The organism is Pseudoalteromonas rubra (genome assembly GCF_004212645.1).
Lineage (GTDB): Bacteria > Pseudomonadota > Gammaproteobacteria > Enterobacterales > Alteromonadaceae > Pseudoalteromonas > Pseudoalteromonas rubra_G.
The window spans coordinates 56,242-73,152 of record NZ_PPUZ01000043.1; the positions used below are offsets into that span (position 1 = coordinate 56,242).

At 47.9% G+C, this 16,911-nt stretch carries 10 protein-coding genes; 1 reads left to right on the forward strand and 9 read right to left on the reverse strand.

The features are described from left to right. Nucleotides 1-193: 193 nt before the first annotated feature. From C3B51_RS16065 to C3B51_RS16090, 6 genes are all read right to left on the reverse strand, one after another. A complete protein-coding gene (locus C3B51_RS16065) occupies nt 194-1,936 on the reverse strand; it encodes a hypothetical protein (protein ID WP_130245718.1) in 1,743 nt (580 codons plus the stop codon). Nucleotides 1,937-2,249: 313 nt separating this feature from the next. Beyond that, nucleotides 2,250-4,931: an ATP-binding protein gene (locus C3B51_RS16070; protein WP_240657459.1), complete on the reverse strand. Its 2,682-nt coding sequence runs from the start codon at nt 4,929-4,931 to the stop codon at nt 2,250-2,252. Between the two features lie 39 nt (nt 4,932-4,970). Next, nucleotides 4,971-7,202, reverse strand: coding sequence for a TonB-dependent receptor (locus tag C3B51_RS16075; protein WP_130245719.1), 2,232 nt, complete (start codon nt 7,200-7,202; stop codon nt 4,971-4,973). Nucleotides 7,203-7,355: 153 nt separating this feature from the next. Continuing rightward, the gene (locus C3B51_RS16080; RefSeq protein WP_130245720.1) at nt 7,356-9,593 is read right to left on the reverse strand and encodes an NAD(P)-binding protein; all 2,238 of its coding nucleotides are present in this window, start codon (nt 9,591-9,593) and stop codon (nt 7,356-7,358) included. An 8-nt stretch (nt 9,594-9,601) separates the two neighbouring features. Next, a complete protein-coding gene (locus C3B51_RS16085) occupies nt 9,602-10,564 on the reverse strand; it encodes an acetoacetate decarboxylase (protein WP_130245721.1) in 963 nt (320 codons plus the stop codon). Nucleotides 10,565-10,725: 161 nt separating this feature from the next. Further along, entirely contained in the window at nt 10,726-11,340 is a 615-nt protein-coding gene (locus C3B51_RS16090; RefSeq protein WP_130245722.1) for a hypothetical protein, read from the reverse strand. 300 nt (nt 11,341-11,640) lie between these two features. On the opposite strand from C3B51_RS16090, the gene C3B51_RS16095 reads away from it, so the two are divergent. Continuing rightward, nucleotides 11,641-12,525: a transporter substrate-binding domain-containing protein gene (locus C3B51_RS16095; RefSeq protein WP_165389175.1), complete on the forward strand. Its 885-nt coding sequence runs from the start codon at nt 11,641-11,643 to the stop codon at nt 12,523-12,525. Nucleotides 12,526-12,532: 7 nt separating this feature from the next. On the opposite strand, the gene ccoG is transcribed toward C3B51_RS16095, so the two are convergent. The 3 genes from ccoG to C3B51_RS16110 form a co-directional block, all read right to left on the reverse strand. Continuing rightward, complete coding sequence (ccoG, locus tag C3B51_RS16100) at nt 12,533-13,918, reverse strand: cytochrome c oxidase accessory protein CcoG (RefSeq protein ID WP_130245724.1); 1,386 nt, start codon at nt 13,916-13,918, stop codon at nt 12,533-12,535. Nucleotides 13,919-14,055: 137 nt separating this feature from the next. Beyond that, nucleotides 14,056-15,492: a sigma-54 interaction domain-containing protein gene (locus C3B51_RS16105; protein ID WP_125721444.1), complete on the reverse strand. Its 1,437-nt coding sequence runs from the start codon at nt 15,490-15,492 to the stop codon at nt 14,056-14,058. A 63-nt stretch (nt 15,493-15,555) separates the two neighbouring features. Beyond that, on the reverse strand, nt 15,556-16,899 hold the full coding sequence (locus tag C3B51_RS16110; protein ID WP_130245739.1) for a DUF1501 domain-containing protein: 1,344 nt from the start codon (nt 16,897-16,899) through the stop codon (nt 15,556-15,558). Nucleotides 16,900-16,911: the final 12 nt, after the last annotated feature.

The window sequence follows — 16,911 nt, forward strand, 5'->3', positions numbered from 1 at the left end:
GGGCCGGGTTCAGCAGGTATGAAACCCTGCCAGCTGGTAAATACCCGGTAAACGGCCAATACCGTATTAAACATAGAATTACTGAAATAAAGACAACACTAGACATTGGTCGATGACGCGAGGGAATTTGATCTGTCGCAAGCTTTCAATATGCGTAAAGTTAAGGCCCTCTGATGAGGGCCTTTAACTTGATTTATTCATCAACTGGCCAGGTATAGGGGACAGTTGGCACGGACAAGCCGCGGTCGGTGATAGATTCCGCTACTGTCTTGCTTGGATCGGTGGGTGCCCACAGATCCTGACTGAACGCCAGCGATGCATCTTCGAGTGTAATATCACCCAGCACGCCACTGGCATCAATGTCGAACACAAAACTGCCCGTACCATCATAGCTACATGAAGCGGTGGGGGCATATTCAATGTTTGCTTTACTGCCGCTGCCGTCATAAGTTGCCGTTGCTGCGTCGTACTGGAAGAACTGACGCTGCGAGAATGCCTGCATACTGTGGTCATTGCCCGGTCCTGCCCAGTTACAAATAAAGCCCTGGATCAGGCCATCTGTATCCTCTATTTTTGTGCCGTAGCCAAAGTGTGCTTCACCGTTGTCCAGGCTGGGGGAATTAAATCCGATATTAAAAATTCGGCTGTTACTGTCATTCACTCCGGCCTGCCAAACATAGGCATATTGCCCAGCCAGCGTTGTCAGATCAAAGTTTGCACCAAATATCGAAAAGTTCTCGCTCCAGCCATCCGGATTATCGATACTATGGTACTTGTTGTTCACGTCAACCTGGTTGTCGCTGTTGAACATACCGCTGTTACCGTGACCACACAGCGTCGCAACCCGGGCTTGCAAAGACATGTTGTCGCCTGCACGCTCATAGGCCAATGAGCCCGCTCGGGTACGCTCATTTTGCGCGCAATTTCCACCAGGAAATTCAATGCCGCTTACGCCCTGCTCGCCTTCAACCTGATAGGTCAGATGGCCCGAGTAATTTAACAGATCGGCGCCGGGTGTATGGGCCATAGATAACGAAATATCATAGTCGGTGCCACTCACCGTATACGTGAGCGAAATGGTATATTGCCATTCACTGCCAGCGCGTGTGATGGCGGCAGTGCTGAATGTTACGCCAGCAACGCCTTTGGCATTCATTTCACCGGTGACATCAATACTACTGCCATCTGCGGGCAGGCTCATACCCGAATCGAGCGCTGCTGATACCATGCTGGCTAAGGTCATCAGGCTCATTCTCGACTGATCTCTGAGTCCGCTCAATAAAGCGTTGGTCTGCGCCACTGCACAGGCATTGCCGTCAGTGTCACTTTCCAGCCACAGCCCTAAATCACCACCCGGTAAAGTGCCAGAAGCTGAAGCGGGATTGGTTGCATCCGGATGTCCTGTATAGGCCACCTGAGGCCCAAAACAACTGGCATTCGTGCTGTTGCGATAAAATGACTGAACTCGAAATACATCAAGCAAAGGCACTGTGCCATTAAGGATCCGGCCAATTCTTTGCGTCGACCACAAATACGTAGGAACAGCGGGACCATACTCTACGGCAGGCCTTGACCCAAAGCCACGCTCAACTTCATTACTACTGTCGCCAAAGGGTGAGGATGCCATGACCTCTCGGGGAAAATAAGCGCCGCGCGAATCATCTGGTTCATTCTGATCGTCGCTGTCATCTGAGCCATTATCACCAGAGTCGGTATTGCCATCGCCAGAATCCGCATTGTCGCTGCTATTGTCTGTGCCATCACCTGACGGTGCGTCACCTGATGGTGTATCACCTGAGGGTGTGTCACTGGACGAATCATCATCTGAAGGAGATTGCTGCTGGTCCTGTGTATTGGTGTTTCCGGGCTCATCATTGTCCGATGACGAGCACCCCGCTAATAGTGCCAGTAAAAGATAAGGAATATATGTTTTCATAGTTGCATACCTTGTTGTCTAACCCGTTTTAAAGGTAAGCCAAAAAGACTCTTAGCTCAAAAAACAACCACACCAAAGTGTGAAAATATGTTTTACCTTTTACAGCTAAGCCTATGATGTTCCTGCTTTTACACAATATTAGTAAAAGCATGTATTCTCATTTAGATTTAAGCAAAGTGACTAGTGTAGTGATTAGGCTACAATTTGTTGAGTTTTCCAGAATAAAAAACTGTCATCACCAAAGAACACATATCGAACAACTTATTACAATTAAACCCAACAGTTTGCGTCTGAACACGCTATCTTTCACCGTTTAGATAGCCTGATTACACTCAGACTGCTGAATTGCAATGTGTATCAGTTCAAATAGCTCAGTCATTGGCCCTTCAATTTTGTCATAGTCTTTTTCTTTCAGCAGCGTATCGATTTTTGTGACCGTTTGATAAATATCATGGCAATCGAACATGGCTGATGTGCCTTTAAGCGCGTGTATTGAGCGTGCCAGCCCGTCAAAATCGTGGTACTTCAGCTGATTTTGTAATTGCACCAGTTGCTCATGTAGACCGGCTATATACTGGGATTTCAGCAGCGAGAACTCTTCATCCGGTAAAGCCAGATCGTCCTCGACGGTGATATTCAGGTAATGGCTGACTTTTTTAGCAAACTCAGCTCTGTCAATTGGTTTAGCAAGGTGGTCGGTAAAGCCAAGCTTGAGGTAGCGCTCTACTTCATGGCTCATGGTATTTGCTGTTAACGCGATGACTGGTGCCGTACAGCCTGTTGCCTGGATAAAATTAAACGCCTGCTCTCCATCCATCACCGGCATCTGAATGTCCATCAGGATCAGATCAAACTCATCATCGAGTACGGCCTGCACGGCAAGCTGGCCATTTTCTACTGCCGTCACACTGAGCCCCATTCGCTCGAGAATACGCGTGATCAACCTACAGTTGTCCACATGATCTTCGGCCAGTAACACCTCGCCTTTTAACGACTCTGATTCAAAACTCTCAGCTTCTTTGCCCGGCTCCTCCGTTTGGTGAATTTCCGAGAAGGTGTTCAACCATTTAGTACGTTGCGTGGTATACAAACCCACAGACAAAGTAAACGCGGTGCCTGAGCCCACTTCACTCTCTACCGTAATGTCACCATCGAGCTTCTGCGCTAAGCTTTTAGAGATATTTAACCCAAGACCTGTGCCGCCATATTTTCGGGTGGTAGACGAGTCAGCCTGATGAAACGCATTAAACAGCTCTTTTTGCTCCGCAGACGTCATGCCAATCCCGGTGTCCTGAACCCGAACCGACAGCGTTTCCTGTGTACAACTAACATCAATGGAGATTTTACCTACAGAGGTAAACTTAAGCGCGTTTGAGGTCAGATTGAGCAGTATTTGCCGCAGCCGGGTTGGGTCGATCACAATGTAATCTGGCAGCGGAAAATGATAATTCAGTTCAAATTCAAGGCCTTTATCTCTGATCTGCTTACCCAGTAATGATTCGACATGAGTAATGGATTGAAACAGGTTCGCCTCTATGAGCTCCACTTCAAGGCGGTTAGCCTCTATTTTAGACATATCGAGAATGTCATTTATCAAACCAAGCACATGGCGAGAATTTTGTAAAATCACTGAGATAGCATGATTGCGTTCGTGAGGTTTGATATCACCCAACATAATGCCATCAGCATACCCAATGATGGATGTCATGGGGGTGCGGATCTCATGGCTCATATTTGCCAGAAAACGGCTTTTCGCTTCACTGGCGTCGCGTAATTCCGACGCCAACTGTTCCAGCTCATAAGTCCGCTTGAGTACCTTAGCTTCAAGGTTTTTGTTCAGCTCTATGTTTTCTTCATTCGTTAGCCGGTATTTATCAGCCACCGCGAATGCCAATAATAAAGCATCCAGAGCTGTACCTATTAGCCCAATTAAATACAGGTTGATCGCAATAGGCGGGAGTAAGCCAAGGTTAGTGAAATTGCCGACCATATTAGGAATGGCCATACAGACATAAGCCAAAACAAAATAGCGTGCCGGCTTAAAGCCTTCCATCAGGCGCAGCACGCCAACGTAAAGGCCCATACATAGCGCAGACCCCGTAGCCAATGTTGCCCATAAAAAGCCAAACCCAGGGAACAAGATACAAAACGGTGTGCCAATTGCACCGATTGCACCAACCCAAAGAGACGCCGTGGATAATGCTGGATGTGTTTCTTTGAGCTTAAGTAGCTGATTATAAAATAGCACATTAGTTATTGGCGTCAGCGCAAAGCCCAGCCAGTGTAAATGCGCCGAGTAAAAGCCAAAGAGTTGATCCGAAATATGAAAGAAGTGGCTCCAGGCAAACACCCAGGTTGCAGCAAACATAGCATAATACAGGTGTGTCATGTCTTTGGAGCCGATATAAATCAGCAAGTTGTACAGGCCAAGTACAATACCAACACTAAAACACAGTGACATAAGCAGATTATCAAAAGTAACCTGCCGCTCAAACTCTTTGACCGGGACCAGCTCCAGTTTAATGGGCGTATAAAAATAGTCGCTTTCAAACAAGGTCACTATGAAGTAGCGCTGTTTGGGTAACAAGTGGATCTTATTACCGTAGTGGAAGGGGTACTCATTTGCATGCATTCCACCGGTAAAGAATCTTTCTACGCCAGTTTGTGAGTATATGCGGGTTTCAACATTAGATAGCACCGTATTATACGGGTAGAGCACCAGATCCTGATATCTGGAGTGGTTTTCAATTTCCGTCACCAGCCAGTAGCGACCAGAAAACAGCGCGCGTTTGTTCTGTTCCGGGTGGGTATTTGCCCATTGTTCAACCTGGGCAAAATTATCCGGAAAACGCGCATTATTCTCAGCCGACAACACCAAACCCACATCATGCAGATTCTGGCCTCGTTGCGAGCCATCGAACACATACACACTGGCGCTTGCAAAAAAAGTACACAGGCACAGCAGCACGGCGCTTAATAGTCTTACGCTACCCATTTGAGACCTTAACTATGACAGCTCAGGGCAAGTGCCTGGCTAAAATCGATACGAAACATCCACCCCAAGGCGTCTCCCCTCTCCTTTAAAGTCTTCCAGCATGCCCAAAAAAGCACTCAGATCAAATTTTAAATGACTGTACTCTTTATCAAACAGGTTCTTTCCCCATACTCCAACACGCCAGTCTCCCTGTTCAAAGTGTATGCTACCGCGCCACAAGGTATATCCGGGCTGCATCGCATACGGGTTTTGGTTCTGATCGAAGTAATACTCCGACTGATAATCAAACCCGATGGTTGAAACCAACTCGCCGCGCCAAAGAGGTAAAGAGTAAGTGATATCGCTATTGATATTCCACTTCGGTGTAAAAGGCAAACGATTGTCTGTAAGTACATTGCCCACAGGGTCAATAAATTCGTCAAAGTTTGCTTCTGGTATGTATCCCGCCGCACCTCTGAACTTAAATGACTCACTGAACTTGTACTGCATCGCCAGCTCTGCGCCGTAGATTGTTGAACTACCGACATTTTCCAGCAATTGCAGCGGTGGTGCACCAGGTGTAGTCGACGCCTGGTTCATAAATACCTGCTGCTTGCTGTAATCATAGAAGAATACGGCCCCATTTAACGACAAGTTATCGGCGTTATTGTACTTCGCGCCAATCTCATGCGCATAGAGCTCTTCAGGGTCGTAGTCGGCCATTCTGGCTTGTTCACCGGTGGCCAGCAACCCGCCGTTGTATCCACCACTTTTGGTGCCATTGGCGAGGCTATAATACAGCATCAAAGACTTTGAGTGCTGATAATTCCAGGCAACACGCCCTGACAGACCATCATCTTTCACTTCACCCATTACCTGATAGTAAGGTATGGTCACTCCCTCTAACTGGTTAATATCTAACACGGTATTGAGTCGAGAGATTGAGTCGTATTCAACCGTTTCATCACTGTAACGCAGCCCAACGGTAATGCGATGTGCATCGTTAAGCTGCCACTCATATTGAGCAAACGCGGCCAAAGACTTAACGATAATTTCGTTATCGTAGAAAAAAGTGTTGGTCAAAGTGGTGTCCAACAGACCACGCATGTCGCGTAAGATGTCATTAAAGTTATCTTGGTAAATACGCTCTTCAATATGGAACAAGCCCAGCGTCAAATGATCGCTGTCCAGGGCACTGCTATATCTCAATTCGTTAGAGAGGATTTCATTTTTAAGGCCGAGTTCGCCTTCACATAATCGAGCTGGGCTGCCATCACAGTTAAAGGCATGGCGCCTGTCCAGACGGTTAAAGCCATTGATGTAAGTTAATTGCTGAGCGTCTGATATTTGCCAGTCTCCCTGCACTGTCCAGCCTTTATAAATTGACAAATGCGGCGAATCATTGTTCACGCTGACGGCCCAATAATCCGAACTACCATCATTGAAACCAAACGCGTCATAACAACCAGGACCACCCGCCTCGGCAGGTGTACAACGCACTCCATTGACCGGATCTTTAAAAATACCGATACTGCCTACAGGCTGAACAACCCCATCCCAGTGACCATACTCAAGCTTGGCATAAAGTGAAAATGCATCCCACTCAGCTAAATAACTGAGTCGAGCATCTTGCTGCTTAAGCCCAGCCTCTGGTGAGGACTCAAATAAGTTGTAGCTGGTGTATTCATAATCAGTGTGGTTAAAAGAAAAGCGCAGTGCACTTTGCTCATTCACTCGCGCGTTATAGGCTCCCTGTACCCGACGCCACTCATCGGTGCCAACACCGGCTTTTACAAAACCATAATTGCCGTCATCCGGGCGCTTGGTTCTGACAAGTAAAGCTCCCCCTGTACTGTTACGACCAAACAAGGTGCCTTGTGGCCCCTTGAGTACTTCAATTTGTTCAACATCAAACAAATTTGCAATCTGGTTATTTGCCGAGCCAACAGGCCTGCCGTCAATATACATAGCTATGGGCGAAGTATTAGCGGTGTTGTAGTCAATTAAGCCCACACCGCGAATGTTCAGCGCAGGCGGTGTGCCTTCTGCTGCATTTTGGCTAATTTTAAAGTTGGCGACATAGCCACCCACTTCACTGACGTCTTTAATACCCTGACGGGTAATGTTGTCACCATTGAGTGTGGCAATTGAGATACTCACTTCCTCTAATGTTTGTTTACGTTTTTGCGCATACACTTCGATGACTTCGATACCTTCATCATTTGCAAAAACACTGACGGGAGAGAAAAATACGGTAATTAATGAAATTGATATCGCTGAGAGTTTAAACATATCCATGCTCTTTTTCTGCTTCACGCTTGTGCTTGTTTGAGTATAGTCGAAATGCAAAGACCTCCAATAAAATTGGAGGTCTTTTATCTATTATATCAATAGTTAGCTGACTCAGCTGGCTGATCAGCGACCGCCCCGATGCACAGCTCTGGGTCAATCTGGCTTAAAGCCATCCTCACCGCTGATGTTTTCTGGCAACCCACAAATTGCCCGAGAGGTCTGCATACCAGCCATCACTGCCGCTTCAACACATCCAGCATTAACTCCAGTGCTGATCCAGTCGCCAGTCAGGTACAGGTTTTTAAACACAGTGCCATCGGTAGGCAGCCGGTATTGGCTGCTGTCAACGACAGACAACACGTACCGTTCACTCGGATCCACATTGACCCGCCAGTATTGGCTGTCAAATCGCGCTTCTCCCTGCGCAGTGCTGTCGTCATAAAGCGTGTTCCAGTTGTACTGATCCGCGGCATTGTAGGCATTTGGCCATAACGGTTTCATTTGTGTCGCCAGCTTATTGATGGCATTGTCTTTTACCTTCGCTTTTTGCTCTGCCGGAAAGCCGTGTTCGCTGCTGGGCGGATATTCAGAACACCCAAATGCACTACAAAAATAAGCGATATTTTTTGGCCCGTTTGCAGGCCAGTCTTCATGTGGTAGCAAGTTAGACATCGCAGCCCAGGTATCAAACGGCTGCGAAAACCCACTCAGAATGGGGCGCTCTTCACTCGGTGGTGTGTAATTGAAGCCAAGTTGTTCATCTGTCTGATTGAGCCATACCTGAAATGCCTGCGTTGCCACGGTTTTAACTTCGCTGCTTTGTAAGCGAAGCGCGCTATCTAATGCCAACAACTGTGGACATAAGTGCTCCAGCCCGCCGACAGAGATACCGAAAATTACCTTATCGAAATCTTGCCCCCGCTTAAGCGACAATTTGGGCAATGGCGTACCAAACTCAGCCTCATAAAGTGCTGGCCAGTTACTCCAGAAAGATTCCAGATTCACGTTATGCTGTTGTAACAACGCAGCCTGCGCATCATCAATTTGCTCATAGTTGGGCCTGTCTGGCCAACAGGGTAAGCCTTTAACATCAACAAACGGATCGTAATGGCCACTTTTCAGCTTCACTTGTTGCGTCATGGCAATCTCGTCAACGACGTACTGCCCAGCCACAGATGCAGGTATGAGTTCATCAACCTGATGGAAGTACTCAAACTTTACGCCGCGCTTTGCCAACAGCTCATAGATAGGAGAGAAAATAATATCACCCATACCGGCCTGCATTTTCCACATCACCCCACCACGGTAACATAACATCAGCCGCAACATCGCCAGCGAGGCAACCCCAGCTTCAACATTGCCGTTGTCAAAATCGCCGTCCACATAGCCAAAAACCAAATCGTAAAAACCGCGTACCGGGGCGGACTCCACCACATACTTTTCATCCGCACCGTTGCGCTTCAGCCAGGCTTTAAAATCATATTTATTGATTGCTTCAAAACCATCAGAATGGACATGGTCACGAAGCAAGCCAATGAGCATCGCTATGGCCAGATCAGCGCAAATGTACAAGCGGCGGATGCCTGGGTGATCATCCAGTAAATCCCGCGCTTCGGCTCTGAGCCAGCGTTTAAGTTTGCGCACGATATACCAGGTTACCAGTCGGTCACGACTGTTAGACAAGTTTTTGTCCGCCGCGCGCAGGTTCAGCAACTCATGCAGTTGGGTGATCAGCAGTCTGGGGGTCGACCAAATTTCCCTGGCCTCATCTTGTGCACTGTCAAAAAAATCCGAGACTTTGTCTTCCAGACTGTCAAACGCCGAGGTGATTTCGCTGGCAAGGTGCTGTAGCAAGCCACGGTCACGCCGTTTTCGGGTTTGCAATTTGATTTCTCGGTGAGCTGCCGCTACTTCGTCTTCCAGTCCGTCAATCCACTTATGCAGCCAGGCAATGGTCATTTGGATCAGCTGCCAGAAGTGCAGATCCAGTGTGCCGTCAGCTGGATTGCCGGGGATCAAAGGAAAATCAACCGGCCAGGTTTCCCATTCATTGTCGATAAATTCCTGCAACACTACAAAGCTGTGTGGCTTCAATGCCTGTTGCCAGGTAGCAATGGGCACTGAGCTGGGCCGGTCGAGTTTGTTGTAGACGGTCTCGATGGCCCGAAACGAGTTAACATAAGCACCAAACCAAACGTGCAGGCCATGCTCCTCTATGCGCTCATGGACATCCGGGTTGCGCCCGCTGGCACCCTTGCCACCGAGGCGCCAGCCAAGCTGATAAACCGTAATATCGTACTCTTGCTGCCAGTTTTCTTTTTCTGTGAGATAAACAGCGGCCGTCATGGCTGATACGCCACCTCCCAGAATCGCAATTTTTTCTTTACTCATAATGGCCCCTACCTCAAGTCCGCTCTGACAATTTCATGTGCCCCGTCCTGATCAAAGTCCATACATAAATAGTAAGGCAGTTTTGCAAACTGCTCTCCCACAGCAATACCAAACATGTCCTCTAGCGGAAATGCAGCAACCTGATTTATGGTGACTTTATATTCGTCTTTCAAAAAGCCCAGTTTGTGCAACTTCTTCACTTCTGAAGGCGAATGGACAACCGCACTGTACACACTATTGGTGGCAAAACCATCGGGGAATTGCTTAAAGAAAATCTGGTCCAGCATGGGATTGGTAAAGCCGGTCAGTAATTGCTTAATGAACTCACTGCTGATGTCTATTTCGCTGGCACTTTCATGGAGCAACTCAGCCACTTCCTTGCTGATTTCTACCGCCTCTTCAAACCAGGTATCGTCATCAGCCACCCGATCAATAGACAACAACTCATACCAGGCCATTTTTTTATTGGGGTCATAGGGCTGAAATGTCTCAAGACTCAGTGAAAAATGGTCTGCATGGCGGCGATCCGCGGGCATCTCATAGCGACACAGGTACTTGTTATAACCCCAGGTTTCACGCCCATTGATCAAGGCATTGATGTTATTAACAGTTATAAAGGCAGGATACCAATAAAGGTGAGTCATACGATTGGTGTTTTTGCACACCTCTGCAACCGGTACCCAAATAATGATATCCGTTTCTTGCATGTAGCCGTAATTGCTAAAGGGAGGCACCTTAGAGGCGATATTCTCAATGTCAGTGAATGTTAGCAGGCAATGGGAAGAAATCGCCTTATAACTATTGGTTTCATTGGGGACGGAGTTTAATGTAGCATCAAAAAACGCCTGTATTTTCTCTATTTTCCCTTTTAAAAAAAAACCGTACATCATTGCATTGAGCATTCTGCAGGGCGGTTTAGCAATGGGGTTACCCAAAAAATGGCGATAAGGGATAGTCAGTTTTTCAGACATAGAAAACTCCTTCTATAAAGCGGTGGTAATATGCGGCGACAGAAACACAGCGGCATCAAGAAAACTTGATACCACTGCCCATACGCTATCAGCAACCACCACTTCACAACCTAAGTTGTACTTCCATGACCGATAACCGGGGTGTTAAGTACCCGCAATGATTAAGATGACACTAAGTTTAGTTCATCTTTAATACGTCGATAGTTAAATTTGATCTTAGCCAGTTGCTCAACTTCGCCCTGACACCTTGCCAGATAGTGCTCATGGGCATCGCTGTCGTAATGCTCAGACAAACGATTCATAAAGCCATGTTCATAACGTGTGCGGAAACACTCAACATTGGGCTGCTGCTGCAGTATTTCCATCACGGGTACAATGTCAAAGTGGCTTTCCTGATAAGGAAAAAATACATCTACCCGACAGCCTGGGTTCAGATGTAAGAAGTTGCGGATCTGGCCGGGATAAAATGCGATGAGTTTTACAGAGCTCTTTAGAGCAATGGCAGACAAAGCACGCCAAGCAGCCACTGCGCCCGCACTGAACGCAATGATCAGCTCTGGCTGATATGCCAGGATGTCATCCAGTACCTTTCGCATGTAGGCGTCATGGCCAACTTCATCAACGAAGGCCTGATAGACCTCCGCCTCGGGCAGGTGTGTTTTAGACTGGAATTCGCCATAAGGCGAGCTGACTTTGCATTCGCTGTGCAGACTTTGTGCAAAGTCTTCCAGGTAGTCGCTATGACCGAATATATCACTGACGATAAGCGTAACCATGATTATCTTCTCTTATTTCCACAATATTTATTGTATTAATCGTTACGCCAACCGCCTATCTTAACCGAAAAGTGCACCGGTTGCAGCGTAACTCAGTTTGTCTTTCCATGCTTTCTAATGGTGCACACTGAGAAGGGGCTCCCTAAAATGTAGCAAACCATTACCATTTGTAAAAATAATTTAAAAACAAAAATCGCACTGCATCTTTTCCCTTAAATACCAAGCCAAAGAGCCCATATACTCGGCTTTTTTGCCACCTTTGCTAAACTCACTAGTTAACAGGTGTTGGCGGAGAAGTGCGTGAGACTTATTTTGCTGTTGTTAACGTATTTGAGTTCATTGAGTTATGCTCACAACAGTGCGCCTGTCGTATCATGGATCACGTTAGATTTTCCACCATACTACATCTATGCAGACAGGGATGAAGGCGAAGGCCGGGATGAACAGTTAATTTCGTTGCTTCATGCCCAACTGCCACACCTAGCTTTCCAGCGTCAGGGGTTTCCTGCCAGTCGCGCAATCCACGAATTAAGTCACAGCGACACCGGATACTGTATGGTTTCTCTTTATAAAACCGCCCAAAGGAAAAAACACATAACCTATACAAAGCATTATGCCACCATTGGCCTGTCGCCCGGTCTGGCACTTCGTAAAGAGACAGTGCAAAAGCTGGGGCTGGATATTCATCAAGCCGTTTCCCTCGTTGACCTCATGTTAAAGCACCAGCTCACACTGGGCGTTGCACAAAGTCGTTCCTATGGTGAAAAACTAGACCTACTCATAGCACGCTTACCACCCGACCAGGTGGTTGTGCGCCCCGGGTGGGATACACTGCAAAGCCTGACCAACATGCTCATCAAAAAACGCGTTGATTTGGTGCTGGGCTACCCAAGTGAGCACTATTACCTGAGCAAACGCCTTGGTTCAGACGATTTGCTCCAAGTCTCTCTGGCCGGTGTGCCACTGGTTGCCAAAGGCTACATTGGCTGCACCAAAAACGCTGATGGTAAACAGGCGGTCACTGTTTTCGATGAAACATTAGCCCAGCTGGTGACGACGGATGAATACAGGCGCATTATGTTAAAATGGCTGCCAGATCACTTACGGCGCAAACTTAACAGGCACCTCACTACTGACATCAGGTTACTCAGTAATGAGGTGCCCACAACAAAAGAGCAAAAATAGCCTTCTGTTAACGGTTTTTATAGAAATAGCTTTCTTTTTCTATCGTGATACTGGCGTCTTCCTCAGCCGTCACCACAAAGTTGAGCGGCGTTGCTGTGCGGCTTAAATCGTAGCCGTCAGCAGTCACAGTCACCGGTACCAGTAGCATTTGTCCGCCCTCAATTTTAATTGAATCCGGCGCGGATAAGCTGGCGTGATCTATACCACTGATCCCAATGCGATAATGAAGCGTTTGCTGGGTTTTGTTGATAATGCTCAGGGTATAAGGGTTTTCTACCAGCCCTTCGTAATTCACGCGGTAAAGAGCATTTCTGTCGCGAATAACAGAAGCTTCGATGGGCGTGCGATTCATGGCCCAGACAACCATAGTCACCACTATCACGGCAAATAAGGCGGCATAACCGACCAGCTTTAACCTGAACGGATTGGTCTTTTTGCCCGACAGCGTATTTTCACTGGTATATTTAATCAGCCCGGTATCATAGCCAAACTTGTTCATGGTCTCATCACAGGCATCAATGCACAGGCCGCAGTTAATGCATTCGTATTGCAGGCCATTTCTGATATCAATCCCCGCCGGGCACACCTCAACACATAAATTACAGTCAACACAATCGCCTAACCCCATGGCTTTATGATCTGCCTTGCGTTTTCGTGGGCCACGGTTTTCACCGCGTGCAGCATCGTAAGAGACAACTAAGGTATCTTTATCAAACATCACCGACTGAAAACGTGAATAGGGGCAGGCCACATTACACATTTTCTCACGTAAAAAGCCGGCATTCCCGTAGGTACAAAATGCAAATAAAAACACCCAAAAGCTCACCAGGCCAGACCATTGCAGTGTAAACATCTCGGTATATAGCGTTTTGGCCGGTACAAAATAGGCCATAAAAGACGTCGCGGTAAACACAGAGATCAGCAACCATACAGCGTGCTTAGCCAATTTTTTGGAGACTTTTTTACCATCCCAGTTGCTTTTATCCAGTTTAATCCTTTGGTTTCGAGTCCCTTCGATCCGATGTTCAACCCAAGTGAACATCAGCATCCAAATCGTTTGCGGGCAAGTGTAGCCACACCATACCCTGCCCAGCCAGTTAGTGACAAAAAACAAGCCAAATGCACCAGCCATAAATACCCAGGCCAGTATCATGAAATCATGCGGTAATAAAGTAACCCCAAAAATACGAAACTGCTGAGAAGCCACATCCAGCAATACGGCCTGCTGGCCTTTGTAGGGGATCCAGGGAATCGCAATGAAAACCAGCATCAGGAACCAGCCCAGATAGCGACGGATCTGCTGGAAGGGTCCCTTTTGCTCACGGATATAGATCGGCCCATCCTGCTTATAGGGCTTGATGATCATATCTTCTTCTTTAATATCGAACTTCATAATACTTGCTTATTGTCAGTGAAACACACTTATCAATTTGCAAGTTTCAGACCAAACTGAAAGTTTTTAACTATATGTTTTTATTGGCATTATAAAACACTCCAAAACACCAAACCGCGATATATCACGAAAGCTCGCTATATATCGCGTTCTCGCTGTATATTTAGCTTCTTCATCTTTGAGCGCAAAGTGCTTTCTGGCATACCCAGCAATGCCGCTGCGCCCTGCTCCCCGGCAACCCGCCACTGACAAAGCTCCAGTACCGATATAATGTGTTCCCGTTGGGCATGAGCAAGCGACAGATCCTGAGACACCGCCGCCTCACCCATATTGGCAGCCAACGCCTGCGTCAGCCGCAGTGTTCTGCCGCTGGCTAAAATGGCTTCACGTTCGAGAATATTTTGCAGCTCCCGGATATTGCCGGGCCAGTCATAGGCCTGGAGTTTCGCCAGCGATGACTTGGCAATACCGCGTAATTGCTTACCCAGCCGGGCATTAAGCCGGGACAACATGTTGGCACATAATAAAGGTATATCTTCCAGCCGCTCTCTGAGCGCCGGCACTTTGATAGGAAAGACATTAAGCCGATAGTACAGGTCCATTCTGAACTCGCCCTTTTCAACCATCTGCCACAGATCCCGGTTAGTTGCAGCAATGACGCGAATATCCACCGATATTGTTTTGCTGCCGCCTACACGTTCAAACTCCTGCTCCTGTAACACTCTCAGCAGCTTACTTTGCGCCTCCAAAGGTAACTCGCCAATTTCATCTAAGAACAAGGTGCCCTGATGGGCCAGTTCGAAGCGCCCTTTACGCCTTTCATTGGCCCCCGTAAACGCGCCTTTTTCATGGCCGAACAATTCGGATTCTAATAAACTCGGTGAAAAGGCCGCGCAGTTAACCCGCACAAACGGCTGGGTACTGCGTAAACTCAAACGGTGCAGGTTACGCGCAACCAGCTCTTTACCCGTACCATTTTCACCCAGGATCAGCACGGTACTGTCGGTCTGGCTGACCAGCTTAATTTGTTCCAGCATGGTCTGAAAAATATGGCTTTGGCCAACCAGGCCAGAGTCTTGCCAGTCTTCGTTAATTTCTGCCAGCAGGTAACTGTTTTCCTCTTTAAGCTGCTCAGAGAGTGTCTGAACCTGCGCAAGCGCATCCCGCAGTGCCTGCTCTGCTTCCACCTGCTTCGAGATATCGCGAAATATCGCGACCGCACCAACAATCTGATCGTCTTTAAACACCGGTGTCGAGGTATACTCCACCGCAAAACAGCTGCCATCTTTACGCCAGAATACTTCATCAGTGACATGACGGGTTTGCCCGTCAAACATAGTGCGATAGATCTGGCAATGATCGGCGGGGTAAGGTGTACCATCTGCGTAACTATGGTGGTGATACTGGTGGATTTTCTTGCCAAGCAAATCGTCAGCAGACCAGCCGGTCATTTTTTCAGCCGCCGGGTTGATAAAAACAGCATTGCCGGACAAATCAAAGCCATAAATGCCCTCACCAACAGCGTTGAGCAGTAAGCGGGGATCATTTAAAAATTGTGCAATTACAGAAGACATAGATTACCTCGTGACATTTCACGAGGTAATCTAACATGACTGGTACACAAGACAAACCAAAGGCTAGGCTTTAAATAAAGAAAGCGCCTGTGCATCGAAGTTGCTGAGGTTCGGGAATAAATCCGTTAGCTCACTCTCGCCAAGACCAAACCAGCGTGCAAGCGGGGCAAAGTATTGCTCGTTACTGTAGGTCGGGATCAGTCGTCCACCGCCGACATCATCAGGGCCATCCAGCCGCTGCGCCATCATGGCCCCATGCACATCGCCCCCTTTAACGGCGCCACCCAGCACCAGCTGGTTACCTGCCCAGCCATGGTCGGTACCATCGCCGTTCGAGGTGAGAGTACGGCCAAAGTCAGACATAGTAAATGTACTGACCTGATCGCCCACTCCCAGCTCGGTCAGCGCATTTTGGAACTCTCCCAGGCTGCTTGCCAACGCGCCCAGCAACGCAGGGTGCGTCGATTCCTGGTTATCATGGGTATCAAAACCACCCATAGACACAAAGAAAATTTGCCGCTGTGCGCCGAGCTGCGACTGAATGCTGATGGTTTTTGCCACCGCAGCTAACTGGGCTGAGAGGCTTGATTCACCAAACTCCGTGGTTAAGGTTGGCGCCTGCTCAAGCAAAGTGTTCATATATAAGGTATGTTCGATAGACCCGTTTAAACGGCTGGCATACGCCGATGCCAAAGGATGTGAAGCCTGGCTAAACAAGGTTTGCATAACGCGCCGCACATGTTCCACCCTTGGCTCATAGCCACTCAGCGCGTTAATTTTACTGACTCCACTCTTGCTCAAGGCAAATGCACTGGTGTTGGTGCCGGTTTGCCAGGGGTTAGCCCCATCTATGGTGATGTTACTGCCAAATACGCTGCCCTGCTCCAGGCGCTCTAATAATCTTGCTCCCCAGCCGGTATTCAGCGTTTGTTTTTCCTGACCATGCATCCAGGTTGCCTGCTGATCATTGTGCGAAAACAAATGCTGCGGCAATGGTACACTTTTGGCCTGGTAATCCGTTAATGAGGTGGGCGCGATTAAAGTACCTACACCACCCACAAACGCCAGATTTTGCTGATCAAAATAGGACTGTAAGGGTGCCATCGCCGGATGCAGACCAACCCCGCCTTCAAATTCACTGGCGGTAGTGAGCGAAATTGCCTCTTGCACCGCCAAATTTTGCCGACTTGCTTCGTACCAGCTGCGCTGCTCACCCGTCAACGGGACCAGCATATTCATGGAGTCATTTCCGCCGTACAGGTACACGCATACCAAGGCTTTATAGTCTGAAAAACTGCGCTGCTCAACACTACCCGATAGTGCCTGAAGCTGCAGGCTGGTCAACGCTGCCGCCGACACGCCGCCCTTGAGGCATAATGATAAGAACTCTCTTCTGCTTTTGTTCATCATGTCTGGCTC

Coding starts and splice junctions, on each gene's coding strand:
- C3B51_RS16080 (WP_130245720.1), bottom strand. CDS start 9,593: ATGAGTAAAGAAAAAATTGCGATTCTGGGAGGTGGCGTATCAGCCATG.
- C3B51_RS16090 (WP_130245722.1), bottom strand. CDS start 11,340: ATGGTTACGCTTATCGTCAGTGATATATTCGGTCATAGCGACTACCTG.
- C3B51_RS16105 (WP_125721444.1), bottom strand. CDS start 15,492: ATGTCTTCTGTAATTGCACAATTTTTAAATGATCCCCGCTTACTGCTC.
- C3B51_RS16110 (WP_130245739.1), bottom strand. CDS start 16,899: ATGAACAAAAGCAGAAGAGAGTTCTTATCATTATGCCTCAAGGGCGGC.
- C3B51_RS16065 (WP_130245718.1), bottom strand. CDS start 1,936: ATGAAAACATATATTCCTTATCTTTTACTGGCACTATTAGCGGGGTGC.
- C3B51_RS16070 (WP_240657459.1), bottom strand. CDS start 4,931: ATGGGTAGCGTAAGACTATTAAGCGCCGTGCTGCTGTGCCTGTGTACT.
- ccoG (WP_130245724.1), bottom strand. CDS start 13,918: ATGAAGTTCGATATTAAAGAAGAAGATATGATCATCAAGCCCTATAAG.
- C3B51_RS16085 (WP_130245721.1), bottom strand. CDS start 10,564: ATGTCTGAAAAACTGACTATCCCTTATCGCCATTTTTTGGGTAACCCC.
- C3B51_RS16075 (WP_130245719.1), bottom strand. CDS start 7,202: ATGTTTAAACTCTCAGCGATATCAATTTCATTAATTACCGTATTTTTC.